This window comes from Terrabacter sp. Ter38 (assembly GCF_024519435.1).
Classification (GTDB): Bacteria; Actinomycetota; Actinomycetes; order Actinomycetales; family Dermatophilaceae; genus Terrabacter.
The window spans coordinates 46443-70009 of record NZ_JALJRZ010000004.1 but is presented as its reverse complement, the minus strand read 5'-3'; the positions used below and the strand labels follow the sequence as shown (position 1 = coordinate 70009).

Below are 23567 nucleotides of genomic sequence, written 5' to 3'. Positions count from 1 at the left end.
GTGCAGCAGCCGCGCTGGGTCGACGCCGCCGCCGTGCGCCGGACCCTCTCCCCCGACCGCGCCCGCAGGCTGATCCGTCGCGAGCTCGCTGACGGCCTCGACCCGGCGTCGGACCCCGCCCGGCTCGTCGCCGACGTCGGTGACGGCAGCGGACAGCTGCTCGTCATGCCGTCGACGAACGGCCGCGCGGCTGGGGTCAAGGTGCTCACCGTCGCACCGGGAAACGCGGCGCGTGGCCTCGACCGCGTCCAGGCGGTCTACGTCCTCATGGACGCGGACACTCTGGCGCCGTCGGTGCTCGTCGACGGCACCGCCGTCACGTCGCTGCGCACCCCGGCGGTCTCCGCCGTCGCCATGGACGCGCTCGCCCCGGACGAGGTCGAGTCGGCCGTCATCTTCGGCAGCGGACCCCAGGCCCTCGGTCACGCGGAGGCGCTGCTCGCCATCCGGCCCACGACCGCCGTGACCGTCGTCGGCCGGCGGGGTGATGCGGCGCGAGCGACCGCGCAACGGATCTCGGGGCTGGCCTCGACGCACCGGCTCACCACCCGCGGGCTCACCGTCGACGACCCGCAGGAGGTCGAGGCAGCCGTGCGCGAGGCGCAGGTCGTCGTGACGGCGACGTCGGCCGCGACCCCGGTGCTCGGCGACGACTGGGTGGCCGATGGCGCCTGCGTCGTGGCCATCGGGTCGCACGAGCCGCACCGGCGCGAGCTCGGCTCGGCGCTGCTCGGTCGCTCGCTCGTCGTCGTCGAGGACATCGGCACGGCGCACCGCGAGGCGGGCGACGTCATCCTCGCCGCCGCGCAGGGCGCGCTGGACTGGGGTGACGTGCGGACGCTCGCCGATCTCGTGCGCGGCCGGGTCGAGCGGGCGACCGACCGGCCCAACGTCTTCAAGAGCGTCGGCATGGCCTGGCAGGACCTCGTCATCGCCGAGCACCTCGCCCGCCCCTGAGTCGAGCGCGCGCCCGGTCACCGTCGAGCGAGGACGCGGTCCGACGCGAGCCAGTCACGTGGGACGGAGCGCTCACTCGGCTGGGGAGGTGGGGTTGGTGACGACCTCGCCGATGGGCTGGTAGCCGTCGTTGAAGGGCAGGATGCGCCGGGCCGTCGTGTCGGGGTGCTCGACGACAGCGCGGATGACGTGGGCGACGTTGTCGCGCGAGACCCTTCCGGCCACGACGCCCTCACCCGTCTCGATGTGCCCGGTCGCCGCATCGGTGGTCAGGGCGCTCGGCCGCAGGATCGTCCACGCGAGGTCGGTCCCCCGGAGGTGCTCGTCGGCCGCGGTCTTGGCCTCGGCGTACGCGTGGAAGAAGTGGTCCTCGGGGATGCCGTGGTCGGGACCGGCTCCGAAGTAGGAGACCGTGACGTAGCGCCCGACGCCCGCCTGCCCCGCGGCGTCCATCGAGCGGATCGCCGCGTCGCGGTCGACGGCATACGTCCGCTCGGGGCTGCCGCCGCCGGCGCCGGCCGACCACACGACGACGTCGCTGCCGCGCACGAGCTCGGCGATCTGCTCGGTCGTGGCGTGCTCGACGTCGAGCACGACAGCGGTGGCACCGGTCGCCTCGACGTCGGCCGCGTGGTCGGGGTTGCGCACGACCGAGGTGACGTCGTGGCCGTCGGAGACGAGCAGCGGGGCGGCGAGCAGCGCGACCTTGCCGTGGCCGCCGATGAGGATGACGCGGGACATGACTCTCCTGGGGTTCGGGGACGGGGTCTCGTCAGGTCCAACGCCACCGGACCCCTCGGGTATGCCGCAGGCCCGGCCGGGAGCGCGACCGGGCCTGCTGCACGTGCTGGGGTCAGTCGCCCCGGTGGCCGATGAGCCAGCCGATGACGACCCCGATGGCGGCAGCCGCTGCGTAACCGGCATACCGCTGGACCAGCACGGGCATCACTGCCGAACCGAGGTCGAGGGGCGCGTCCTCCTCGACGGAGGCCGGGACCCGGCGCGGGGACGGCGACGTGTGGGCCGCCGCGGCGGTGACACCGACCTGCGGACCGGTGTCCGCGGCGAGCGCATCCGACCCCGTCTCGACGTAGCCCGCGCCAGCCGAAGCCCCCGCCGACGCGCCCGCCGAAGCGCCGGCCGCCGCCGGGGCGGCCTCCGGCTCGGCCGACGGACCGGTCAGCTGCTTCTCGATGCACGCGACGAACGCGTTGAGCAGCTTGTCGGACACGTCCTGCATGACACCGCGGCCGAACTGCGCCGGCTTGCCGGTGACGGCGAGGTCGGTGACGACGTCGGCGCGGGTGCCGTCGCCGTCGGGGCTCAGGGTGATCGTCACGGTGGCGCCGGCCGTGCCGTTGCCCCGTTTGTCCTTGCCTTTGGCCTCGATGACGGCGTGGTGCGCGGCGTCGTCGCGCTCGACGAACGAGCCCGACCCGGAGTAGACGAGCGCGATCGGCCCCAGCTTGACCTTGACCGTGCCGGAGAAGCCGTCGTCGGTCACCTCCGTCACGGTCGCCCCGGGGAAGCAGCTGCCCACGCGCTCGAGGTCCATGAAGAGGGCCCAGGCGTCGTCGACGGAGGTCGGCACGCTGAAGGAGTGCGTCAGGTCCATCCGACGATCACGCTCCTGCCGCGGCGAGGACCGCGCGCCGCGTCAGCACCGTGGCGAGGTGCTTGCGGTAGTCGGCGTCGCCGTTGAGGTCCGACGGCGGGTTGGTGCCGTCGTTCACCGACGCGACCGCCGCACGGACGGCCTCGTCGGTCGCGGGCTGCCCGACGAGGGCCTCCTCGACCGAGCGCGCCCGCAGCGGCGTCGAGCCCATGTTCGTCAGGCCGACCCGAGCCTCGGCGATCGAGCCTCCCTCGCTGCGCACGGTGGCCGCGACGCCGACGATCGACCACTGGTGGCTGACCCGGACGAACTTCTCGTAGTGCGCGCCCCAGCCCGTGTGCTTCGGGATGCGGATCTGGGTCAGCAGCTCGCCCTCGCCGACGGCTGTCGCGAAGAGATCCTCGAAGAAGTCCTCGGCCGCGACGGTGCGGGTGGAGCCGTCCGCGCCCGCGATGACGAGCTCGGCGCCCAGCGCGAGGGCCGGGGCCCCGACGTCACCCGCCGGGTCGGCGTGCACGAGCGCACCGCCGACGGTGCCGCGGTGGCGGATCTGCGGGTCGGCGACGGTCGCGATCGCCTTGGACAGCAGGGCCGCGTGCGTGGTCACGGCCTCCGAGGCCAGCACGGCGGCATACGTCGTCATGGCTCCGATGACGAGGTGGTCACCGTCCTCGGAGACGCCCTGCAGCTCGGGGATACGACCGAGGTCGATGACGACCCCGGGCGCGTTGAGCCGCATGCGCAGGATCGGCAGCAGCGACTGACCGCCCGCGAGCACCTTGGCCTCGTCGCCGTGCTCGGCGAGCGCCGCGACGGCGTCCGCCACCGACGTCGGAGCGAGGTAGTCGAACTGGGCGGGGATCACGACTGGCTCCCGTCGCTCGTGGACTCGGGACTCGCGGCCCCGGGGTCCTGGTTGGGCGCACCTTCGTCGAAGTGCGGCTGCGCGTCGCGGTCACCCTCGGTCGACACCGCGCGGCCGGCCTGGATGGCCTTCCACACGCGCTCCGGGGTGCACGGCATGACGACGTCGTCGACCCCGAGGGGTCGCACCGCGTCGACGATCGCGTTGACGACGGCGGGCGTCGACGCGATCGCGCCGGCCTCACCGACTCCCTTGGTGCCCAGTGCGGTGTACGTGGAGGGGGAGGTCGTGTGGTCGGTGACGAAGCTGATCGTGTCGGCCGAGGTCGGAAGCGTGTAGTCGACGAACGAGCCGGTCACGAGCGTGCCCTGGTCGTCGTACTCGGCGCCTTCCCAGAGCGCCTGCGCGATGCCCTGGACGAGGCCGCCGTGGACCTGCCCCTCGACGATGAGCGGGTTGATGATGGTGCCGATGTCGTCGACGCAGACGTACTTGCGCATCGACGTGGCACCGGTCTCGGTGTCGACCTCCATCGCGCACAGGTGGGTGCCGTGCGGGAACGAGAAGTTCTCGGGGTCGAAGGTCGCGTCCGCGTCGAGGCTCGGCTCGACGCCGTCGGGCAGGTTGTGACCCGTCCACGTCGCGAGCGCCACCTCGGGCATGGTGACGCCCTTGTCGGTGCCCTTGACGCCGAACTTCCCGGCCGTGAACTCGATGTCGTCGACGCTCGCCTCGAGGAGGTGGGCCGCGACGACCTTGGCCTTGTCGATGACCTTGTCGGCGGCGCGGACGACGGCCTCGGCGCCCACGACGAGGGAGCGCGAGCCGTAGGTGTCCATGCCCTTGGACGAGATCTGGGTGTCGCCGTGCAGCACCTCGACGTCCTCGAAGGGCACCCCGAGCCGGTCGGCGACGATCTGGCTCCACGCCGTCTCATGGCCCTGCCCGTGCGGCGAGACGCCGGTGAGGACCTCCACCTTGCCGGTGGCGAGCATCCGGATGCTGGCGCTCTCCCAGCCGCCCGCGCCGTAGTTGAGCGTGCCGAGGATGCGGGACGGCGCGAGGCCGCACATCTCGGTGAACGTCGAGATGCCGATGCCGAGCTGGACCGGGTCCTTGCTCTCGCGGCGGCGCCGCTGCTCGGCGCGCAGCTCGTCGTAGCCGAAGAGCGCCTTCGCCTTGGCCGTGGCGGCCTCGTAGTTGCCCGTGTCGTAGGTCATGCCCGCGACGGAGGTGAAGGGGAACTCGTCGTGGGTGATCCAGTTCTGCTCGCGCACCTCGAGCGGGTCGCGTCCGAGCTCGGCCGCGAGCTCGTCCATCATCCGCTCGATGGCGAAGGTCGCCTCCGGGCGACCGGCGCCGCGGTAGGCGTCGACCCAGGTCTTGTTCGTCAGCATCGTCCGCACGGTGAAGTGGTAGGCGGCGAACTTGTAGATGGAGTTGAACATCCACGCGCCGAGCACCGGTACGCCGCCGCCGACGACCCCGATGTACGCGCCGAGGTCGGCGAGCAGCTCGACCTTGAGGCCGGTGACGGTGCCGTCCTTGCGGGCGCTCAGCGTCAGCTTCTGCCACTGGTCGCGGCCGTGGTGGCCGGAGAGCAGGGACTCGCTGCGCGTCTCGGTGTACTTGCACGGCTTCCCGAGCCGGCGGGCCACGGCGATCGTGGCGAACTCCTCGGGAGTCGTCTGCAGCTTGCCGCCGAAGCCGCCGCCGACGTCGGGCGCGATGATCCGCACCTTGGACTCCGGGATGCCGGTCGTCGCGGCCACGAGGAAGCGCAGGATGTGCGGCACCTGGGTCGAGGTCCAGACCGTCATCTGCTCGCCGGTCGGGTCGCACACGGTCGACCGCGGCTCCATGAACGCGGGGATGAGCCGCTGCTGGCGGAACTCGCGCTCGATGACGACGCCGTCGCTGCGGGCAGCGGCGATCTCGTCCTCGACGTCGGTGCCCGACCCCTGGGCGGCCGAGTCCAGGGTCCACACCGCGGAGGTGTTGGTGCCGAGGGCCGGGTGCGCGAGCACCTCGTCCTTGACCGCCTCCTTGAGGTCGAGGACCGCGGGCAGCTCGTCGTAGTCGACGTCGACGAGCTCGGCCGCGTCCCTCGCCTCGGCGGCGGTGCGGGCCGCGACGACGGCGACGATCTCGCCCGCACAGGCCACATGTTCGACGACCACCGGCAGGTGGTCCGGGGTCTTCTGGTCAGCCGTGATCGGCCACGCGTTGGCGACGGCGCCCTGGACGTCCTTGATGTCCGCGCCGGTCACGACCCCGACGACGCCGGGGGCCTTCCTCGCCTCGTCGGTGTTGATCGCGGTGATGGTGGCGTGGGCGAAGGGGCTGCGCACCATGGCGAGGTGGAGCATCCCGGGGAGCTGGATGTTGTCGGTCCACCGGGTGCGTCCGGTGATGAGGCGCGCGTCCTCCTTGCGGGTGCGCGCCCTGCCGATCTCGGGTGTCGCGGCGTCCGCCGCGCGGTCCTCGGTGATCGTCATGACGACACCGCCTGCGAGCCGGCCGAGCCGGCCGAGCTGGCCGAGCTGGCCGAGCTGGAGCTCATGGCGCCGGCCGCCTGCTGCACGGCCTTGACGATGTTGTGGTAGCCGGTGCAGCGGCAGAGGTTGCCCTCGAGACCCTCACGGATCTCCTGCTCGCTGGGGTCGGGGTTGTTCTTGAGGACGTCGCACGCCTGCATGATCATGCCGGGGGTGCAGTAGCCGCACTGGAGGGCGTGGCACTCGTGGAACGCCTGCTGGACCGGGTGGAGCTCGCCGTTCTCGGCGAGCCCCTCGATCGTCGTCACCTCGTGGCCGTCCGCCTGGACGGCCAGGACGTTGCACGACTTCACGCTCGTGCCATCGAGGTGCACGGTGCACGCACCGCAGTTGCTCGTGTCGCATCCGATGACGGTTCCGGTCTTACCGAGGCTCTCGCGAAGGTACTGGACCAGAAGGGTCCTGGGCTCGACCTCGTCGGAGTAGCTCACCCCGTCGACGGTCATGGTGATTCGGGTCATGCTGTCGGTCCTCCTGCCACGCTGCAGTTGACATCGTTGACTTCCCCACGCGCAGTCTGACTCGCGTTCAACTACTGCACAAGGGCAACGGGAGAAACCCTCCACATCCGCAGGGCACCCGCAGGCGGGCCGCATCGGATCCCCAGCCGGAGGAGGCGACGGCCGCAGCGTGAGCCGGCTTTGGCGGCATACGCCATGGGGACGAGACTGGGTCGCATGACTCTTCACGCCGACGACTACCAGGCCTCACGCAGCCGCTACGACTCGATGACCTACCGCCGCACCGGCCGTTCGGGGCTCGACCTCCCGGCCGTCTCGCTCGGGCTGTGGCACAACTTCGGCGACGACGTGCCCCTCGACCGCCAGCGCGCGACGCTGCGCCGCGCGTTCGACCTCGGCGTCACGCACTTCGACCTCGCCAACAACTACGGACCGCCCTACGGCAGCGCCGAGCGCAACTTCGGCACCATCTACGCGCAGGACTTCAAGCGCTACCGCGACGAGCTGATCCTGTCGACGAAGGCGGGCTACGACATGTGGCCCGGCCCTTACGGCCAGGGCGGTGGCAGCCGCAAGTACGTCCTGTCCTCGCTCGACCAGTCCCTCGCCCGGATGGGCGTCGACTACGTCGACATCTTCTACTCCCACCGCTTCGATGAGACGACGCCCCTCGAGGAGACGATGGGCGCGCTCGACACCGCGGTCCGCCAGGGCAAGGCGCTGTATGCCGGCATCTCCTCCTACTCGGGTCCGCGCACGCGCGAGGCCGTCGAGATCCTCCGCGCCCTGGGCACGCCGCTGCTCATCCACCAGCCCAGCTACTCGATGCTCAACCGCTGGGTCGAGGAGGACCTGCTCGACGTGCTCGGCGACGAGGGCGTCGGCTGCATCGCGTTCAGCCCGCTCGCCCAGGGCATGCTCACGAGCAAGTACCTCGACGGCGTCCCGGAGGGCTCGCGCGCGTCGCAGGACAAGTCGCTCTCGACCGACCTGCTGACCGAGCAGAACCTCACGCACATCCGCGCCCTCGACGAGATGGCGCAGTCGCGCGGCCAGTCGCTCGCGCAGATGGCGCTCGCGTGGATCCTGCGCGACCAGCGCGTCACGTCGGTGCTCATCGGCGCCTCGTCGGTCGCCCAGCTCGAGGACAGCCTCGGCTCGCTCGACCACCTCGACTTCTCGCAGGAGGAGCTCGACACGATCGACCAGCACGCGGTCGAGGGCGGCATCAACCTCTGGAAGACCTCCAGCGCCCACTGACGATGGCGTATGCCGTCTGGCCGGGACCGCGCCCCAGCGCGGTCCCGGGTCCGGTCCTCTGCGTCAGTGCCCCGCCAGGCGGGGCACTGACGCAGACCTACGCCGACGGGCAGGGCCACGAGACGGTCGAAGACGCCGACGGGGATCGACGCGTGGACCTGGCCGGGACGTCGCGTCGTCGTCGACCACGGCGACGTGCTCCGGGCCGCACTGTCCTGATACCGCCGTGCTCGCTCGCGACACGGCGTACGCAGGTTGGTGGCGGCGGCCGCGGGACTCAGTCGCGGGGCAGCACCGTGAGGACGCGTTCGACGTGGTCGCGGAACTCCTGCATGAAGTCGCGGAGGAAGGCCGCGGTCGACTCGTCGGTGACCTCGCCGTCGTCGGTGACGAGCCCCGGCCGGAGGGTCACGTAGGCCTCCGGGGAGGTCATCTGGCGGGCGTTGCAGAAGCTGAGGACGCCGCGGAGGCTCTGCTGGGCGAGCGCGGTGCCGATCTGGCCGGGCGAGGCGCCGATGACGGCGGCGGGGACGTGGTTGAAGGAGTTCTGGCCCCACGGGCGCGACGCCCAGTCGATGGCGTTCTTCAGGGCGCCGGGGATCGACCGGTTGTACTCCGGCGTGACGAAGAGGACGGCCGACGACGCGGAGATCGCCTCCTTGAGGGCGCGCGGCTCGGCGGGGTAGTCGGCGTCGAAGTCGGGGCTGTAGAGCGGGAGGTTGCCGATGGGGATCTCGGTGAACTCGAGGTCCTTCGGGGCGAGGCGGATCAGTGCCTTGCTCAGCGTCCGGTTGATCGACGCCGATGACAGGCTGCCGACGAAGTAGCCGACCTTGTACGTGCTCACGATGGGTCCTCCTGGTCCGGGGGCGCGCGCCGCTCCCATCCCTCCATCGTGGCCCTCGGAGCCGACCTCGGCCAGACGCGCCGTCTCAGGTGCGGGGCTGCCAGCCCGGGCCTCGGACGACGAAGCCCCAGCGGTCGCGCCACGAGCGGGCGCCGCGGACGTCGGCCCAGATCGACGCGTACTCGTGGGTGGCGACGACGAGCGGGTTGTAGGTGCGCAACTGCTTCGTCAGGCCGTAGACGACGCGCTCGCCCTCGGGCTCGAAGGAGCGGAAGAGGCGGTCCCAGATGACGAGGATGCCGCCGTAGTTGCGGTCGAGGTAGGCGTTGTTCATGCCGTGGTGCACGCGGTGGTGCGAGGGCGTGTTCATGACGAACTCCACTGGGCGCCAGAGCTTCCCGACACGCTCGGTGTGGAGGAAGAACTGGTAGAGGAGCGAGATCGACTGCTGGAGGAAGATCGCCCAGACCGGCACGCCGAGGAGCGCGAGCGGCGCCCAGAACGGGATGCCCCCGAAGGGCGTCCACGTCTGGCGCAGCGCCGTCGAGAAGTTGTACCGCTCGCTCGAGTGGTGCACGACGTGGCTGGCCCAGAGGATCCGCACCTCGTGGTGGGCGCGGTGGTACCAGTAGTAGGCGAGGTCCTCGGCGAAGAAGATGACGACCCACGCCCACCAGAGGGAGGTGTCGAGGCGAAGGGGCGTCACGGCATACAACGCGGCGTAGACGACGAGCTGGGAGGCCTTGTAGAGGATCCCGACGCCGACGCTCCCGATGCCCATGGTGAGGCTGGTGACGGTGTCGCGGACCTCGTAGCCGACCTCGTCGTCGTCGGGCGCGAGCCAGAGCGACAGCACCTCGATGACGATGAAGGCGATGAAGAAGGGGATCGCCGTGAGGATGATGTCGACCATCACGCCCCCTTGGTCATCGGGTCGAGCGTGCGCCCGTCGTCGGTGAGGGAGGCCCACACGTCGACGGCCTGGGTGAGGATCGCGTCGGCGAGCCGCGCGGCGTGCGCAGCGTCGCCGCGCGCGATGGCGTCGGCAAGCGGTGCGTGCGACAGCAGGTCGGCGCGGTCGCCGGCGAGCAGGGCGTCCATGACCTCCGGGCTGCCGTCGATGGCGTGGACGAGCGAGTTGAGCGCGAGCCGGAAGGTGAGGTTGCCGCTGGCCTCGACGACGGCGAGCCAGAAGTCGCGGTCGGCGTCCTCGATGTCGGGGCAGCCGTATGCCGCTGCTGCCGCCACGACGCTCCCCCGTGCCGAGTCGGTCGCCCGGGTCGCGGCGAGCCGGGAGGCCTCGACGCCGATGCAGCGGCGCATCTCGAGGCCGTCGCGCAGGATCATCGGGTCGAGACCGTCGCCGGACCGGGCCAGGTGCGCGAGCAGGTCGAGGCCGGCGGTGCTGCGCACGTCGAGGACCGTTGTCCCGCCGCCGTGGACGACGCGGACGAAGCCGGCGAGCTGGAGGCGCTGGAGTGCCTCGCGGACGGCGTGCCGGTTGACGGCGAAGGAGGCGGCGAGCTCGCGCTCGGGCGGGAGCGAGTCGCCGGGGGCGAAGCGGCCGGTGAGCACGGCGTCGCGCAGTTCGGCGAAGACCTCGTCCGAGACCGACCGACGAGCGACGGGACTGAATCCACTCTGACTCATGCGGTCGAGGATGACACCGCCGGCATCAACTCATCAAGTGGTTGGACCAGTTCGTGATCGAGTACCCGCTTGGACGTTGGGTGCATGCCGGACACCGACGTCGACACCGCAGTGGCTGCTCCCGGGCTCAGCATCCAGGAGCGGCTCTACCCCGACCTCCCGTGCTTCGGCTGCGGTGATCCTCGAGGCCGAGCGCCGGGGCTGGCCGCCGCTGCCGGGCGCGGACCTCTCCTACGTCACGGCCGGGCTCGACGTGCGCTACCTGCGACCGGCTCCGTTGCACGACCAGGTCGAGCTCGTCGGCACCGTCATCGAGTCGGACGAGCCGCAGATGACGGTCGAGGTGGAGCTTCCGAGCGCCACGGGTCAGGCCGGCCCGCCGCCGTCAGTGCCCGAGCGGGTTGTCGTGCGCCGGATGGTGGTGGTGGATGGGGCCCTCGGTGGCGGCGAGCCGCTCTCCGGCCCCGCCCCAGCGCAGCGCGATGATCTCGGCGGCGATCGAGACCGCGGTCTCCTCCGGCGTGCGGGCGCCGAGGTCGAGGCCGATGGGTGAGCTCATCCGGGCCAGCTCGTCGTCGGTGAGCCCGGCCTCTCGGAGCCGCTCGAGCCGGTCCTCGTGGGTGCGGCGCGAGCCCATGGCGCCGATGTAGGCCACCTCGGGCAGGCGCAGCGCGACCTCGAGGAGCGGCACGTCGAACTTCGGGTCGTGGGTCAGCACGGCGATGACGGTGCGGCTGTCGATGCGGCCCTCGTCGACCTCGTGCTGGAGGTAGTCGTGGGGCCACTTGACGACGACCTCGTCGGCGCCGGGGAAGCGCGTCTTGGTCGCGAAGACCGGCCGGGCGTCGCAGACGGTCACGTAGTAGCCGAGGAAGCCGCCGACCCGCGCGACGGCGGCGGCGAAGTCGATGGCGCCGAAGACGAGCATCCGCGGCTTGGGCGCGTGCGCGGCGACGAACACCCGCATCCCCTCGCCGCGACGCTCACCGTCGGGGCCGTAGGTGAGGATCGCCGAGCGGCCCTGCGCGAGAAGGCCTCTCGCGTCGTCGCGTACAGCATCGTCCGCTCGCCCGCTGCCGAGCGAGCCGAGCACGGACGTGTCCTCGTCGTCGCCCTCCGCTTCCGGGTGCACGACGACGCGGCGGCCGACCCACGTGGGCTCGGGGTGCTCGATGACGGTGACGACCGCGACCGGCCGGCCGGCCGCGATGTCCGCCGCGACCTCGCCGAGCTCGGGGAACGTCTCGCGGTTCACCTTCTCGACGAAGACGTCGAGGATGCCCCCACAGGTCAGCCCGACGGCAAACGCGTCGTCGTCGCTGACACCGTAGCGCTGGAGCACGGGCCTGCCGGACTCGACGACCTCCTGGCCCAGCTCGTAGACGGCGCCCTCGACGCAGCCGCCGGAGACGGAGCCGACGGCCTCGCCGCCGGGGCCGACGAGCATCGAGGCGCCGGGCTGGCGCGGCGCCGAGCGCCACGTGCCGACGACGGTGCCGACGCCGACGGTCTCCCCGGCCGACCACCACTGCATCAGCTCGTCCATCACCTCACGCACGGGCCACCACCTCGATCAGCTCCTCGAACGCCGCGAGCGAGTGCCCCGCGACGAAGTCGTCGATGTGCGGCAGGGCCGCCACGATCCCCTGCTGCACCGGCTCGTAGCCGACCTTCCCGCGGTGCGGGTTGGCCCACACGACCCGGTGCGAGAGGGCACCCAGCCGGCGCATCTGCTCTCCGAGCACCTCCGGACCCTCGCGTTCCCAGCCGTCGGAGAAGACAACGACGACGGAGCCCCGGGCCATACCCCGCCGTCCCCAGCGGTCGAGGAAGGCGCCGATGGCCTCGCCGAGGCGGGTGCCACCGGACCAGTCGGGGACGACGCGTCCGGCGGCGGCGAGCGCCCGGTCGGGGTCGCGCTCGGCGAGCGCGCGCGTCACGTGGGTCAGGCGGGTGCCCATGGTGAAGACCTCGACGTGCGGCACCGTGCGCACGAAGACGTGGGCGAGGCGCAGGAGGCTGTCGGCATACGGGCTCATGGAGCCGGACACGTCGATGAGCAGGACGATGCGGCGCGGGCGGGTGCCGCGGCGGCGGTGGTGGATGCGGCCGGGCTCGCCCATCCGGCGCAGCTGCTCGCGAAGTGTGGCGGGCCCGTCGACGGTGCCGCTGCTCGCGCGGACGTGGCGGCGGGCGCGGCGCAGGGGTGAGCGGGGGTCGAGGCTCGCGAACATCCGCGCGGCGGCGGCGCGGTCGGCCGCGCTGAGGGTCGCGACGTCGCGGTGCCGCAGCACCTCCTGGGCGCTCGCCTCGGCCTGGATCGTGTCGGCGTCACCGTCGCCGGCCTCCCCCTCGGTGTCGCCGAGGGGCGCTTGGCGCACGGGCGGGCGCTGGATGTCGACGCGGCGTCCCTGCGGGATGGACTCGCCGCCGAACCAGCGCTCGAAGATCTCCTCGTATGCCGGGAAGTCGGCTGGCGTGGACGTGAGCGTCGAGCGACCGGACCAGTAGACGCCGGTGCGCTCGCCCATGCCGACCGTGGCCGCGGCGATGAGGAAGGTGCGCTCGCGGTCGGCCGTGACGTTGACGCCGGCGGCGCGCAGGGCGCGGGCGAAGCCGAGGAGCAGCTCGTCGACGTCGGGTTCGGCCGGGGGCCGGGTGGCTGCGGCGGAGCGCGCGGCGGGGCTGACGTCTCGAGTCATGCGGTGAGCAGCTTGTCGAGCGAGGCGCGGATCCTCTCGGAGTCCTCGCGGTACTTCAGGGCCGCCCCGAGGGTAGCGGCGGCGACCTCGGGGTCGAGGCGGGTGGCGCCGACGGTCTCGAGGGCGCGGGCCCAGTCGAGCGTCTCGGCGACCCCCGGGGGCTTGATGAGCTCGCCGCTCGTGCGGAGGCGCTGGACGAGGGTGACGACCTGCTCGGCGAGCGCCGCGCTGACCTCGGGCAGGCGGGTGCGGACGATCTCGAGCTCGCGGGCCAGGCCGGGGTGGTCGATCCAGTGGTAGAGGCAGCGGCGCTTCAGGGCGTCGTGCAGCTCGCGGGTGCGGTTGGAGGTGAGGACGACGATCGGCGGGGTGGCGGCGCTGACGGTGCCGAGCTCGGGGATCGTCACCTGCCACGTGCTCAGGACCTCGAGGAGGAAGGCCTCGAACTCGTCGTCGGCGCGGTCGATCTCGTCGATGAGCAGGACGCACGGGGCTTCGCGGAGGGCCTGGAGCACGGGTCGGGCGAGGAGGAAGCGCTCGTCGAAGAGCTCGGCCTCGAGCTGCTTGGGGTCGTGGTGCTCATCGCGGCTCAGTGCCTCGACGGTGCGCAGGTGGAGGATCTGGCGCGGGAAGTCCCAGTCGTAGAGGGCCTGAGTCGCGTCGATGCCCTCGTAGCACTGGAGGCGGATGAGCTTGAGGTCGAGCGCCTGGGCGAGACCCTCGGCCAGGGCGGTCTTGCCGGTGCCGGGCTCACCCTCGAGCAGGATCGGCCGGTTCAGCCGGGTCGCGAGGAAGGTGATCGTCGCGAGCGCCTCGTCGGCGAGGTAGCCCGTGCCGCCCAGGGCGGTCGTGACGTCGTCGGCACTGTTGAACAGGTGATCCATCCCCTGAGCATCACCCATGAACGGGGGTTCCGGAAGCGGAGGGCCTTCTCAACGGGACGTGTCGAGCTCCTCGCGGGTGTCTGCGTCTCGGCCGGTCGCGAGATCGCCGCACTCGACGAGCTGGTGCGGGGTGGTGCGGAAGTAGTGGCGGGCGCCGTGGTCGCCACTCGCCGAGGCGATGACCTGCTCCCAGTGGTCGCGCCCGATGAGCGCTGGATGCCCGGGAACGCCGTCGTAGGCAGCTCGCCGCAGTGTTGCTCGCAGCTCTGCGGTGGTGGGGGCGGCTGGCTGGTGGAGGTCGAGGGCGTGCTCGTCGGGGTCGGGGTGCGGCGAGTGTGCGTTGTCGACGTGTCCCGGGGCGTCCAGCACGCGCGCGACGACCTCGGGGGTCAGGTCGGGGAGGTCGACGAGGGTGACGAGCACGGCGTCGACGCAGCCTTCGCCCTCGTGGGTGGAGCGGGTCAGAGCGGTGAGCCCGGCGCGGAGGGAGGCGCCCATGCCCTCGTCCCAGTCGGGACAGGGCACGACGTCGACGTCGCGCCCGAGGGCGGTCACGATGGCGCTGACCTCCTCGGCGGCGGCACCGACGACGACAGTGATGCCGGAGCAGCCTCCCGCGTGCAGGAGGCTCACGGCGCGCTCGACGAGGGTCGGCTCGTCGGGGCTCCGGCGGACAAGCGCCTTCGGGCCGCCCATCCGCCGGCCCGCGCCAGCTGCCAGGACGAGTCCGCGGACGTGGGCGGCCCTGCCGTGCACGGCCGCCGGGTGGGGTGCGGTGTCGCTCTCGGTCACACCCGGACCGTACCCGTCGGGCGGACGTGATCGCGGCTGCGCCGTGTGCTCAGATCGCCTCGTGAGCCGTGTTGGTCAGAAGGACCATCTCGTTGTGAAGGTGGCGCTGCTCGACGGGCTGCGCGCGGGCGTACTGCTCCGCCAGGGTCAGGATCGTGTGCCCGATGTCCGCGATCGGGAACCTGACCGGCGAGGGTGGGATGGGCACGAGGGCGGAGGCTGGATGCGGGGCCGCCAGGACGGCTAGGGCGGCGAGGACCGCCACGACCGCGCCGTGACGGAGGCGCCTCGGGGCGGGCGGCCTGTCCGCTGCTGGGCTCTTGGCTGGGGTCAAAGGCTCTGCCGCACAGGGGCTTGGGGTTCGGGTCGCGGTGGTCATCGGAGTCCACCTCCACTCCTACGAGAACGTCCGATCCCTCACTGTGGGCTGCTGGCGGAGCCATGTCTGTGCGCTTGCCGACACCCGGTGCCAGGACGGGGCAGGGCGGACGGGCACTGGTGGCGTGGACTGCTACGGGCCGGCGCCTGGTGCCGTCGCCGTCACTCGACGTGGAACTCGATCCGGTAGACGAGCGTGTCGCCGTGGATCGGCCCGGAGTGGGCCGCCCGGTCACGCAGTCCCTCGAGGTCGGTCTCGCCAGAGGCGCGCACGTCGTCATCGGACACGGCAGAGAAGGGCACGACCTCCATCGAGTCGACCTCGATGACGACTCCCGCGGTCCGGTAACGGCCACCGACCTTCACCTGGGGGCGGTCCCACCTGCGGATCGTGACGGTGACCTCGCCGCGAGCGACCGCATCTCGCAGTTCACGGCTGAACATCACGTAGAAACGCTACGACGCCTGGCGGGGCTTTGGCTCAGTCCAGGGGCAGTTCGACTCGGGAGCCGTGGACGAGAAGCACTGCGCGACCGAGGCGCGCCCTGTAGACGCGCAGAGGTGCCGGTTCTTCGACCTGTTCGAGCGACCAGGCGTTAGCGCCTGCTGTGACAGACGCATCCGAGAACACGGCACAGCCGCTGAGAGCCCGTCGGCCGGCACCCGCTCGGCGCGAGCCGCGAACTGCAGCCCCACGCCGGTGTCGGCCGGCTGGCCGCTGTCGAAGACGCTGATGGCCGCCTCTGGCCGCTGAAGAAAGTTGGTGGAGTGCTGCGACTCGGGCCTGGAGAGCCAGATCAACTCGACGTCGAACCGGTCCGGGGGCCAGTCCATCTACGGCTCGATGAGCAACGCAGCGACACCGGCGAGTACGACCTCCAGCCCGGACTCGAACTCCTTGCCGTAGTCGTAGCCCGGCTTGAGGACGTGCTCGACCGTCATCTCGAAGAGGTACGGGAACTCGGAGGCGGGAAACGTCTCCATGATCGCCCCAGTCATGGCGGACAGCTCCGACTCGTCTCGGAAGGGCAGGTTCACCTCCTGCAGGACGAAGCCGTGCACGTAGCTGTCGACCACGGAGATCGCATGGGCAGCCTGCAGGACGGAGAACCCACCCTCGCGGAAGCACCGGATCCCCGTCTCCAGGAGCCCCAGGGTGGCCGGCCCGGGGCTCGTCCTGGACGCCATCAGGCTCACGGCCCAGGGATGGCGGCGTAGGACCGCGCGGGTGCTCACGGCACGCTCACTGATCGCGGTCCGCCAGTCCTGGGAGGGCACGGGGCGCTCGATCTCGGCCGCGACGACCTCGACCAAGCCGTCCAGAATGTGATTCTTGCCGTTGACGTGGTGGTAGAGCGAGGCCGCCTCGACGCCCAGCTCGCGTGCGAGCCGGCGCATCGTGACCGCTTCCAGGCCTTCGTCGTCCGCGACGACCAGCGCCACCTGCAGCGTCCGTTCCGCGTTCAACGGCGCCTTGTCGGCGACCTCGGTCGGCCTGCGGCCCATGGGTCCTGCCTCTCCTGGTGGTCCGGCGTCCGGGCTGCCGTCGCGCGAGCCCTCGACAATCTAACGCCGTTAGAGTAGCGTGCAGAGTCCAATCTAACACCGTTAGAAACGAGTTCTCGGACCGCTCCTGACGCAATCGGAAGGGCACGCCATGACCACCATGAGCACCACCACGGCCCCGAGGTCCAGCACGAGGGGTCCACTGTCCCGGAGGCGAGCGGCGATCGCCGTCGGGATCCTGTTCGTCGTTCAGATGGTCACGGCCATGTTCGGAACGTCCTTGATCCAGGCGTTCGTCGACGGCAACCCTGATCGGGCGCCGATGGCGGTCGGCGTCGCGCTGATGTCCGTGTCTGGCCTGGCTGTCGTCGGGATCGGCCTGCTGATGTACCCGGTGCTGAAGCCGGTCCGCCCGACCCTGGCGCTCGGGTACCCAGTCCTCAGGGTTGTCGAGTGCCTCGTCTCCGCAGCCTGCGGTGTCTACCTTCTGGCCGCGTCGGAGGTCGTCCCGAACCACCTGCTGTGGGTCTACGTCCCGACCGGCATCGGCGGCATCATCCTGTGCTTCCTGCTCTTCGTCGGCCGGCTGGTTCCGCGACCCATCGCCCTGCTCGGTCTCGTGGGCTACGCCGCGCTCACCATCGGAGTCCCTCTCGACCTCCTCGGCGTCCTCGACATGAGCGCGGGAGCCGGCATGCTCCTCGTGGTTCCCGGAGGGCTGTTCGAGCTGGTGTTCTTCCCGATCTGGCTGATCGCAAAGGGATTCAGGCCGCTGCCCGCCTCTGCAGACCTCAGCTCGCCGGCCTTGGTCACGGCTGCCTGACCGTTCGCTCACGGCCGGCTCAACAGCGCGCGGCCCTGACGCATCGAGCAGCGCAGGACGATCGCGCCGGGCGACGCAGGAGGTCTTCCTGCAGAGCACCGGGTCCGACGTCCTTCGCTGCTCGGCGGACGATCCGCCACACCGCCGCCTGCACGGGCACCGTCTCGCCCACGTCAGCACGCCCGACATGCTCGGCCACGCTGGTGGGGATTCAGATCGGCCGTCCGAGGCCGTTGCCGACGTGAGGGGCTCAGCGTTTACTGGCAGGGACGAAGCCTCCGCACACTGCACGGCTTCGCGAGCCCGGGAGGCGAGAATGTCCGATGACGAGGTGAGGGCTGCCGCACGTCGCTTCTTCGAGGAAGTGTGGAACGAGGGCAACGTCGGCGAGGCCGAGGCGTTCCTCGCGCCGGGGTTCGTCAGCCACAACACCCTCGACGTGCGGATCGTCGGCCCCAGCGAGTATGGCGAGGCCGTCACCGCCTACCGGGCGGCCTTCCCGGACTTCCACACCACGCTCGAGGACGTGCTGCTCGACGGTGACCGGGTGGTGGTCCGCGGCACTGATCGGGGCACCCATCGGGGGGACTTCATGGGGTTCCCCGCCACAGGTCGCGAGGTCACGACCACGTGGATCGAGATCTTCCGCATGGAGGACGGCAAGGCCGCGGAGGGCTGGCTCGAGTCGGACTCCGCGACACTACGCAGCCAGCTCATCGCCGAGCCGGGCTGACGGTGCGACCGGCCCGGTTCTCCGAAGGGTCAGAGCCGGACCGGTCCCTCGACGAACCCGCGGCCGGCACGCGGTCGGGCGTTGACGTGTCTCGTCGCCGCGACGGGGGCGTCCGCCGACCGCTGACCGGTCCCGCGCCCTTTGGTCTCGCGTCCCCGATGCGTGCAAGGACGTTGGGTCATCTTCACGTGGTCGATGGCGCTGTCGTCGGCGCGCCGGCGCGCCAGTTCCTCGCGCCGTAACGCCGTCGAAGTGGTCAGCACGGTGGTCTCGCCGACGAGTTCCACCGAGCGGACGAACCCCTCCGCCTGCAGGTGCTTGACCTGGTTGCCGACCACGGCGACCACCTCCTCCGCCGGGGCCATCTGGATGGCTGCGTCATCAAGGGTGATGGTGAGCGGAACTGAGTACCACTGCAGGAGCTCTACGACATCGCGCTCACCGCGCGGGGCCGTGCTCCGCCGGAGCGCGATGAGCAGCTGTATCGCTCTACGTGCTGTCCAGCTGCTACGGCCACGGCGTCGGTCCAGCTCTCCTTGACCAGGCTCTCGACGAGCGGCCCGCAGAACTGTGGGTGGCCAAGCCAGGAGGCGCATCATCCGCCGTCGAGCAGGACGGGAACGGCTGGAAGACCGTAGATGAAGGAGAGCTGCTCGCCGGTGACCAGGCTCGGCTCAGCCGCGCGCAACCGGGGAAAGCGCACAGCCAACCGGGGCAACACCGCTCGCAGCTCGACGCGCGCCAGCTCGGCACCGATGCACCGATGCAGCCCATGACCGAACGCCAGATGACTCCGAGGCGCCCGATCCGGCATGAAGTGGGCGGCCGAGTCACCGAACCTGGCGTCACGGTTGGCTGCGCTGAGCGAGCAGACGACGAGGTCACCGGCGAGGATCTGCTCGCCACCGAGTTCCGCCTCGGTCAGGGCCACCCGTGGAAACGCCACCTGCACGACGGAGCTGTAGCGCAGGAGCTCCTCGACCCAGCCGTCCACACCGTCGGGGCCACCCTCTCGAAGGACGCAGGCCGCCGCGGGATCCGTCGCGAGCAGGTGACCGCCGAGGGCGATCGCGCTCGCCGTGGACTCGAGCCCTCCCGTCCACAGGCCGTCGGCCAGGCCCGCGATCTCCGTGTCGGTCAGCTCGGTGCCGTGCTCGCGCACGAGGCGACCGATGAGCCCGGGTCCCGGGTGCTCACGTTGACGGCGCACGATGTCGAGGAAGTGGTCGATCGCGTCGGAGATCGATCCGAAAGGGCCGGATCCGGATCCCATCAGGTCGAACCGTGGGGAGCTGAGTCGATGGAGCACGGCGTGGTCAGCCTCATCCAGACCCAGCATCACCGAGATGGTGCGCGAAGCGACCGGACGAGCCAGGTGTGGCACGAGATCGACCGGATCACCATCTCCCCCCCGCTCGGAGACGTCGTCCAGGGCCTGCTCGACGATCCCCTCGATGAGCGGCTGCAGGTCCACGAGGCGGCGCCCGGTGAACTCAGGGACGAGCAGGCGGCGCAACCGCGTGTGCTCGGGTGGGTCGCAGAAACCCAGTCCTCCCGGTTGGTGCTCCGCCGCGGCAGGTGCCCCGAGCCGGCCGACGAGGTCGTTGCTGTACGTCGCGGAGTCCGCGAGCACCGAGCGCACTTCTGCGTATCCGGTCACCATCAACCCACGGAAGCGGAGCGGCAGACGGAGCCGCGTCACCGCGGATCGGTCGAGCAGTGCCGGCACCGGGTCGAGCCCGTCCCGCCGCACGAGGGTGTAGGCGTCCTCCGGCAGCCGGGACCAAACTCCCGCGTGCCAGCCGCGAGCATGGATCCAGCCGAGCATCCGGACGAGCGCGCGTCCGGCGGCCCTCTGGAGCAGCGCGGTTCGCATGGCACACGGTGGCACGTGGACGCGCGACGGTCCCGCTTTTCGCAACTTTGACAGCATCTCTCCGGATGCACCGCGAGATCGACCCGGCACTGCCACGATGACACGTGAGGGACCGGCTGACGGCCGGGCCAGGGCACCTCGGGGCGATGGGGGTGAGGGTGGTGACGCGTCGTGCCGACCTCAGTGTGTCCGGCCTCACCGTGGACCTGGGGTCCGGCCCGAGCCGGGCTCGGCCACTCGAGAACCTGTCCTTCACGGGCGGCGATGGTCGGCTCGTGGTGGTGTGCGCCCCGAGCGGCAGGGGCAAGACCACCCTGCTCTCGGTGCTCGCCGGCTTGTTGACACCCACTCAGGGCTCCATCAACTTCGCGGGCCGCGAGCTCGCACTCTCGTCACGCAGGGACATGCTGCAGCACCGTCGCGACTGTGTGGGTCTGGTGTTCCAGTCGTTCAACCTGATCGCCAGCCTGGATGCAGTGGAGAACGTCATGGCGCCACTGCTGATGACGGGAGTCAGGCAGTCGGTCGCTCGTCGGCGCGCTGCCGAGCTCCTGTCCGGGATGGGCCTCGACCACCGCCTGCACCACCGACCGGGCAGCCTCTCGGGCGGCGAACAGCAGCGGGTCGCGATCGCGCGCGGCGTCGTGGGGGATCCTCCGCTGTTCCTCGCCGACGAGCCCACGGCCCACCTGGACCAGGCGCAGGTCGGCGCGGTGCTGACACTGCTGCGCTCCCTCGTGCGCCCGGGTCGGCTGGTGCTCGTCGCCACGCACGACGCCCGGGTGGTGCAGGCCGCCGACGACGTCGTGGACCTGACTGCGCCATGCTGACCATCACCTTTCGCGATCTGCAGTGGCGAGCCCGGCGCATCGTCGTGGGCGTCTGCGCGGCCATGCTCGTCTTCGCCGTGACGCTCCTGCTCCAGTCCGTCCACGACAGCTTCCTCAACGAGACCGACCGGACCATCGCCTTCTTCGGCGGTGACAGCTGGGTCGTGACTCGGGGTCTGGCAGGTCCCTTCACCACGAACTCCCCGATGAAGGCAGAGGTGGCGCAACACCTCGCGGACCCGTCCCGAGCAGTCACAGCGACCCCGGTCGCGATCTTCCGACACGTCATCGAGGGGGCCGACGCGCACGGTCTCAGCGACGTCAACGTCATCGCCTACCGCCCGGACGGTGTCGTCGAGCCTCGGCCGACCGCTGGTCGCCCTCCTCGCGCCGACGGCGAGGTCGCGGTGGACGACAGCCTGGGCGTCCCCGTCGGAGCGACCCTGACGCTCGCCGGCGTCCCGCTCACGGTGGTCGGAACCGTTGCGGGGCTGACCTACAACGGGGGCACACCGACCGTGGTCATGACACTGTCTCAAGGCCAGTCCATCGCCTACGACGGCGAGGACATGGCCAGCGCGATCGTCATGCAGGGCAACCCCGCGGCCCTCCCGCCGGATCTGGCTGTCATGACGCCGCACGAGGTGCGCGACGACCTGCGCCGCCCACTGCAGGTCGCGACTCGGACCCTCGGCCTCCTCTCCCTCCTGCTCTGGCTCGTGGCCGGCAGCATCGTGGCTTTCGTCTGCTACCTCTCGGCCCTGGACCGGGTGCGCGACGTGGCCGTTCTCAAGGCCATCGGTGCCCCCTCGTGGCGGCTGTGCGCGACCCCGCTCATCGAGGGCCTCGCCGTGTCCCTTGCTGCCGCGGCCGGTGCGATCGTCCTCGCCTGGGCACTCGTGCCCGCCTTCCCGCTGACCATCAGCCTCGGCCTGTCCGCCTGCCTCGTGCTCGCGCTGGTGGCGGTCGGCCTCGGGATCCTCGCGAGCCTTGCCGGTATCGCGCGAGTGCTCCGGGTCGACCCCGCGCTCGCCTTGGCCGGTGCCTAGGGGACGTCGCCGGGTCCGTGACCCAGCAACACGACCGCACAGCACCGAGCGGTCGGGGCCCCGCCGCCCCTCGACTCAGCGAGGCGCCAGCATCCGCAGCTGGACCATCGCGGCGAACCGCTGCTCCGGATCGTCGATGTCGAGTCCGCTGACCTCCTCGAGCCGCCGCAGCCGGTAGCGCAGCGTGTTGGGGTGGACGAACAGTGCTGCGGCGGCGGCGCGGACGTCGCCGAGCGCGTCCAGCCACGCCCCAAGGGTCCCGGTCAGGTCCGAGTCGTTGTCCTCGTCGTACGCCACCAGGCGCGCGACGGGACCCACCGGCCGCTCACCGCGCGCCGCGGCAAGGTCGCGCAGCTCGAGCAGCAGGGACTGGGCGTGGACGTCGGCGAGGCGAGCGACCCGCTGGGCGCCGTGCCCCTCGCGGAGAACCCGCAGCACCCGGGTCGCCGTCTCGCGCGAGTCAGTCACGCCGCGGACGTCTTCGCCGACGCCGCCGATGCCGACCACGACCGGCAGGCGACTGCCGACCCGCTCGCAGAACTCCTCTGCCAGGCGGGCGGCTCGTTCCTCGGGCTCGCTGCCGGCCACGACGCCCAGCAGGCCGTATGCGATACCGCCGACCACAGCGACGGCCGAGCTGGGCGAGGATGCCGACAGGTGCAGGCTGAGCGCATCGGCAACCCGCTCGAGGTCACCGGAGCCACCGCCGGCCACACCCCCGGTCGCACCGCCACGTGCACCGGCCGGCTGGGAGGCGCCGACCGCGCGGCCGTCCGGGTGCTCGGCACGCAAGGTCGCAGCGAGTACGACCACCGGCGCGCCGGCCAGGCCGAGCCGGCTCAGCGCGTCGCGCGCGCCGACACCACCCTCCAGAGCGGTGCTCACGAGGTCGGTGCGCAGCCGGCGTTGCACGTCGGCACCGGCGCGGACACGCAGCATGTGCAGGGCAACCAGCTTCGCGGAGTCCTGCAGCACGGCGCTCCGCTCGGGCGTGACCTCGCCGTCCATCGCTGCCCAGATGGAGCCCAGCACCTCGTCGCCCGCACGCACCGCGATCGCGACCCGCTGCTTGTTGACCGCGTCGGCCCCGAGGTCGGCCGGGTTCACCACGACGGGGCGGTGCTCGCGGTAGAGCTCTCTGAAGACGCCGAGCTCGGTGAGCGTCTTCGCATACTTCTCCGGCACCTGGCGTCCGATGATCGTCTCGACCCGGGACGAGTCCGCCTCGTCCTGCCGACCGGAGAAGGCCAGCACGCGCGAGCTGCGGTCCTCGATCGTGACCGGCGCGTCGAGGAGTGCACCGACAGCGTTGGCCACGGCGAAGAGGTCGCCCGACGGCAGCCCGCCGATCGACTCTTCCCCGGCCGGCCCGATGTCGTCCTGGGCGAGGAGGGAGCGGAGCAGCGCGGTGAGCTGACCCCACGTCGCGCCACGGCGCAGGCCGAGCAGGGCGAGCCCGGCTTCTCGGACCGCCGCGTCGAGCGTGGGGCTCATCACCACGGGCGCACGGACGATCAACCCGATGGCGCCCTGGCGTCCGGCGTCGCGGACCAGGTCCGGGAGAGCGACGGACGGTACGCCGACGCCGAGCACGAGCGCGCCCGGTGGCTGGACCGGCTCGTCGTCCGGGTCGTGGATGACGATGCCGCCGATCTCTCCCTCGTGCTCGGGGTCGCCCGCGACCAGCTCCAGGAAGGAGTCCCCCAGGTCCTCGAGGACCCGTCCCAGGCTCGCACGGGGGCGTTGGCTCACCGACTCAGGATAGGGCTCGCCGGTGAGCC

24 protein-coding genes and 1 pseudogene are annotated in these 23567 nt (G+C 71.4%); 7 read left to right on the top strand and 18 right to left on the bottom strand.

All coding sequences use genetic code 11. The features are described 5' to 3' along the window. Positions 1 to 957 (top strand): ornithine cyclodeaminase family protein, encoded by a 957-nt coding sequence (locus NR112_RS10110; RefSeq protein WP_256793995.1) that lies wholly within the window; start codon positions 1 to 3, stop codon positions 955 to 957. 72 nt (positions 958 to 1029) lie between these two features. Here NR112_RS10110 and NR112_RS10105 read toward each other — a convergent pair whose 3' ends face one another. From NR112_RS10105 to NR112_RS10085, 5 genes are all read right to left on the bottom strand, one after another. Then, positions 1030 to 1698, bottom strand: a complete 669-nt coding sequence (locus NR112_RS10105) for an NAD(P)-dependent oxidoreductase (RefSeq protein ID WP_256793993.1) — start codon at positions 1696 to 1698, stop codon at positions 1030 to 1032. 112 nt (positions 1699 to 1810) lie between these two features. Then, complete coding sequence (locus tag NR112_RS10100) at positions 1811 to 2572, bottom strand: SRPBCC family protein (protein ID WP_256793990.1); 762 nt, start codon at positions 2570 to 2572, stop codon at positions 1811 to 1813. Between the two features lie 7 nt (positions 2573 to 2579). After that, positions 2580 to 3437: a xanthine dehydrogenase family protein subunit M gene (locus tag NR112_RS10095; protein ID WP_256793988.1), complete on the bottom strand. Its 858-nt coding sequence runs from the start codon at positions 3435 to 3437 to the stop codon at positions 2580 to 2582. Then, positions 3434 to 5935: a xanthine dehydrogenase family protein molybdopterin-binding subunit gene (locus NR112_RS10090; RefSeq protein ID WP_256793987.1), complete on the bottom strand. Its 2502-nt coding sequence runs from the start codon at positions 5933 to 5935 to the stop codon at positions 3434 to 3436. The genes NR112_RS10095 and NR112_RS10090 overlap by 4 nt, the downstream gene beginning before the upstream one ends. Continuing rightward, the gene (locus tag NR112_RS10085; RefSeq protein WP_256793986.1) at positions 5932 to 6456 is read right to left on the bottom strand and encodes a (2Fe-2S)-binding protein; all 525 of its coding nucleotides are present in this window, start codon (positions 6454 to 6456) and stop codon (positions 5932 to 5934) included. Before NR112_RS10085 ends, NR112_RS10090 begins: the two co-directional genes overlap by 4 nt. A 216-nt stretch (positions 6457 to 6672) precedes the next feature. Between NR112_RS10085 and mgrA the strand changes: the two genes are divergently transcribed. Continuing rightward, on the top strand, positions 6673 to 7716 hold the full coding sequence (gene mgrA, locus NR112_RS10080) for an L-glyceraldehyde 3-phosphate reductase (protein WP_256793985.1): 1044 nt from the start codon (positions 6673 to 6675) through the stop codon (positions 7714 to 7716). 277 nt (positions 7717 to 7993) lie between these two features. On the opposite strand, the gene NR112_RS10075 is transcribed toward mgrA, so the two are convergent. From NR112_RS10075 to NR112_RS10065, 3 genes are all read right to left on the bottom strand, one after another. Continuing rightward, positions 7994 to 8563, bottom strand: a complete 570-nt coding sequence (locus tag NR112_RS10075; protein WP_256793983.1) for an NADPH-dependent FMN reductase — start codon at positions 8561 to 8563, stop codon at positions 7994 to 7996. 85 nt (positions 8564 to 8648) lie between these two features. Continuing rightward, the gene (locus NR112_RS10070; RefSeq protein WP_256793982.1) at positions 8649 to 9476 is read right to left on the bottom strand and encodes a sterol desaturase family protein; all 828 of its coding nucleotides are present in this window, start codon (positions 9474 to 9476) and stop codon (positions 8649 to 8651) included. Then, positions 9476 to 10213 carry a FadR/GntR family transcriptional regulator gene (locus tag NR112_RS10065; RefSeq protein WP_256793981.1) on the bottom strand — a complete coding sequence of 246 codons (738 nt, stop codon included), beginning with the start codon at positions 10211 to 10213 and terminating at the stop codon, positions 9476 to 9478. The genes NR112_RS10070 and NR112_RS10065 overlap by 1 nt, the downstream gene beginning before the upstream one ends. Between NR112_RS10065 and NR112_RS23195 the strand changes: the two are divergent. After that, positions 10212 to 10514 (top strand): annotated as a pseudogene (locus NR112_RS23195) (hypothetical protein); the annotation flags it as partial. The gene NR112_RS10065 and the pseudogene NR112_RS23195 overlap by 2 nt on opposite strands. Positions 10515 to 10598: 84 nt before the next feature. Here the strand turns inward: NR112_RS23195 and NR112_RS10060 are convergent. The 7 genes from NR112_RS10060 to NR112_RS10030 form a co-directional block, all read right to left on the bottom strand. Next, entirely contained in the window at positions 10599 to 11771 is a 1173-nt protein-coding gene (locus tag NR112_RS10060) for an XdhC/CoxI family protein (RefSeq protein ID WP_256793980.1), read from the bottom strand. Next, the gene (locus NR112_RS10055; protein WP_256793979.1) at positions 11764 to 12915 is read right to left on the bottom strand and encodes a VWA domain-containing protein; all 1152 of its coding nucleotides are present in this window, start codon (positions 12913 to 12915) and stop codon (positions 11764 to 11766) included. The genes NR112_RS10060 and NR112_RS10055 overlap by 8 nt, the downstream gene beginning before the upstream one ends. Then, positions 12912 to 13799: a MoxR family ATPase gene (locus tag NR112_RS10050; RefSeq protein WP_256793978.1), complete on the bottom strand. Its 888-nt coding sequence runs from the start codon at positions 13797 to 13799 to the stop codon at positions 12912 to 12914. Before NR112_RS10050 ends, NR112_RS10055 begins: the two co-directional genes overlap by 4 nt. Before the next feature lie 48 nt (positions 13800 to 13847). Next, positions 13848 to 14591, bottom strand: coding sequence for a nucleotidyltransferase family protein (locus NR112_RS10045; RefSeq protein WP_256793977.1), 744 nt, complete (start codon positions 14589 to 14591; stop codon positions 13848 to 13850). A 49-nt stretch (positions 14592 to 14640) separates the two neighbouring features. Next, positions 14641 to 14799 (bottom strand): hypothetical protein, encoded by a 159-nt coding sequence (locus NR112_RS10040; RefSeq protein ID WP_256793976.1) that lies wholly within the window; start codon positions 14797 to 14799, stop codon positions 14641 to 14643. Positions 14800 to 15131: 332 nt separating this feature from the next. After that, positions 15132 to 15413, bottom strand: coding sequence for an ASCH domain-containing protein (locus NR112_RS10035; RefSeq protein ID WP_256794500.1), 282 nt, complete (start codon positions 15411 to 15413; stop codon positions 15132 to 15134). A gap of 390 nt (positions 15414 to 15803) precedes the next feature. Next, positions 15804 to 16475 carry a TetR/AcrR family transcriptional regulator gene (locus NR112_RS10030; protein ID WP_256793975.1) on the bottom strand — a complete coding sequence of 224 codons (672 nt, stop codon included), beginning with the start codon at positions 16473 to 16475 and terminating at the stop codon, positions 15804 to 15806. A 151-nt stretch (positions 16476 to 16626) separates the two neighbouring features. On the opposite strand from NR112_RS10030, the gene NR112_RS10025 reads away from it, so the two are divergent. Together NR112_RS10025 and NR112_RS10020 are read left to right on the top strand one after the other, a co-directional pair. Continuing rightward, entirely contained in the window at positions 16627 to 17298 is a 672-nt protein-coding gene (locus NR112_RS10025; RefSeq protein ID WP_306217035.1) for a DUF4386 domain-containing protein, read from the top strand. A gap of 316 nt (positions 17299 to 17614) precedes the next feature. After that, a complete protein-coding gene (locus NR112_RS10020) occupies positions 17615 to 18031 on the top strand; it encodes an ester cyclase (RefSeq protein ID WP_256793973.1) in 417 nt (138 codons plus the stop codon). A 29-nt stretch (positions 18032 to 18060) separates the two neighbouring features. On the opposite strand, the gene NR112_RS23190 is transcribed toward NR112_RS10020, so the two are convergent. Beyond that, on the bottom strand, positions 18061 to 18627 hold the full coding sequence (locus NR112_RS23190) for a hypothetical protein (protein ID WP_374512230.1): 567 nt from the start codon (positions 18625 to 18627) through the stop codon (positions 18061 to 18063). Continuing rightward, the gene (locus tag NR112_RS10010; protein WP_256793970.1) at positions 18627 to 19907 is read right to left on the bottom strand and encodes a cytochrome P450; all 1281 of its coding nucleotides are present in this window, start codon (positions 19905 to 19907) and stop codon (positions 18627 to 18629) included. The genes NR112_RS23190 and NR112_RS10010 overlap by 1 nt, the downstream gene beginning before the upstream one ends. A gap of 185 nt (positions 19908 to 20092) precedes the next feature. Here NR112_RS10010 and NR112_RS10005 point away from each other — a divergent pair, with 185 nt between their 5' ends. After that, positions 20093 to 20737, top strand: coding sequence for an ABC transporter ATP-binding protein (locus NR112_RS10005; RefSeq protein ID WP_256793968.1), 645 nt, complete (start codon positions 20093 to 20095; stop codon positions 20735 to 20737). Continuing rightward, a complete protein-coding gene (locus NR112_RS10000) occupies positions 20731 to 21786 on the top strand; it encodes an ABC transporter permease (RefSeq protein WP_256793967.1) in 1056 nt (351 codons plus the stop codon). The genes NR112_RS10005 and NR112_RS10000 overlap by 7 nt, the downstream gene beginning before the upstream one ends. A gap of 75 nt (positions 21787 to 21861) precedes the next feature. On the opposite strand, the gene NR112_RS22890 is transcribed toward NR112_RS10000, so the two are convergent. Beyond that, positions 21862 to 23538 (bottom strand): PucR family transcriptional regulator, encoded by a 1677-nt coding sequence (locus NR112_RS22890; protein WP_256793966.1) that lies wholly within the window; start codon positions 23536 to 23538, stop codon positions 21862 to 21864. Positions 23539 to 23567 lie beyond the last annotated feature (29 nt).